Consider the following 1,437-nt stretch of genomic DNA (forward strand, 5'->3'; position numbering starts at 1 on the left):
GCCGGAGGCCCCGGCGTCGCCCCGGGAGTCGGTGGCGCTGCCGCCGGAACCGGAGCCCGTGGCCGAGGGGCCGTGCCCGTACCTGTCGGCCGACGCCGTCGCCGAGGCGAACGGACAGCGGGTCGGCACCGTCCGGGTCTCCGACGGTGACCCGCCGACCTGCTTCTTCCACCGACCCGACGGGGAGGAACAGCTGCGTGTGCGGGTGTTCCTCGGGCGGCCGGAGGTGGCGGTGGCGCTCGTCGACGCCGCCGCACCGGTCGGGACGTCGAACCCCGCGACACGGCCGTCCGGTTGGGAGGGTGGCTACGAAACGGACGACAGCGGCGCGGTCTATGCCATCAGTAAGGGTGAAACCGCCGTTATCGTGACCACGAATCAACGACAGAGCGTGAAGGCCCGGACGGTGGCCACGGACGTGGTCGGAGCCCTCTAAAGGCTCAGCGTGACGGGAGAACACCGCTGCGTGCAAGCCGAATTGATCTTGTACTAAGGTACTGCGCACGCGCAGGCACATCAGGACGGCCTACCTCAACCGGTTGACTCCCCAGAGTGGGGCTGTGCCGGGCGTCGGGCGTCCTGCCAGGCGAATCGTTGAATCAGACTGTGAAGGATGGGAAGCCGTGGCTGACACCCTGAAGGAAATCCTGCTCGACTCCAGCAAGCGCCCGACCGTGGTCGAAGACCTCGGGAACCTCATCGACGAGGAGGTCGAGGCCAAGAGCGGCGTGTCCGGCACGGTCATCAAGACCGGCTACGGTGCGGTCAAGAAGATCAAGCCCGGCATGATCACGTCTGCCGTGGACAGCCTCCTCGACGACTTCACCGCCGCGCTGGAGCCCTTCTACGCCGACTTCAAGGCCAGCGGCACGAGCGACTTCGGCAGCTACCTGCCCACCCGCTCGGACGAGGCCGCCGACGCGCTGCTGTCGGTCACCGACGCCCGTGCGGAGAAGAGCGACCGCGACAGCATCAAGAAGGTCTACGACAAGCTGCGCCCGAAGGGCAAGGAGAACGTCGAGGAGGCCCTGCCGCGCCTGGGCAAGCTCATCGACAAGCACGCCGCCTGAAAACCCGGGCGGCACCGGCCGGATCCGGTCCGGACCACGACGAAGGCCCCCGGAGGGGACGCCCTCCGGGGGCCTTTCGCTGTCCTCGTGGCAACCGGCGGGGCTCAGCCGCCGTCGCGGTGGGATCCCGGTCAGGATTTCGGCTGTTGCGAGTTGCTCTGCCCGCCCTGGGCCTGGGCCCGTTCCGTCCCCTTCGCCGTCTCCTGCCGCGCGGCCTGCTGCTTCGTCGACGGCTGCTTCGTGCTCTGCTGGGCCGTGTCGCCCGTGCTCCGGCTCGACCTGTCGGCCGGGCTCTCCTCCTGCCCGGCCGCACCGGAGGACTGCGCCGCCGCACCGGAGGACTGGCCCGCGGCGGGGGGCTGTGCCG

Annotated in this window: 3 protein-coding genes; 2 read left to right on the forward strand and 1 reads right to left on the reverse strand. The window is 69.8% G+C overall.

All coding sequences use genetic code 11. The features are described from left to right. Both SACHA_RS0115065 and SACHA_RS0115070 read left to right on the forward strand, forming a co-directional pair. Positions 1-436, forward strand: a 436-nt coding sequence (locus SACHA_RS0115065; protein WP_232211897.1) for a DUF2020 domain-containing protein, incomplete at its 5' end; no start/stop codon positions are given. A gap of 187 nt (positions 437-623) precedes the next feature. Beyond that, positions 624-1,070, forward strand: coding sequence for a DUF6918 family protein (locus SACHA_RS0115070; protein WP_019811012.1), 447 nt, complete (start codon positions 624-626; stop codon positions 1,068-1,070). A 131-nt stretch (positions 1,071-1,201) separates the two neighbouring features. Here SACHA_RS0115070 and SACHA_RS25595 read toward each other — a convergent pair. Next, on the reverse strand, positions 1,202-1,437 hold a 236-nt coding region (locus SACHA_RS25595; RefSeq protein ID WP_039739210.1), incomplete at its 5' end, for a hypothetical protein.

It is taken from the genome of Saccharomonospora halophila 8 (assembly GCF_000383775.1).
Classification (GTDB): domain Bacteria; phylum Actinomycetota; class Actinomycetes; order Mycobacteriales; family Pseudonocardiaceae; genus Saccharomonospora; species Saccharomonospora halophila.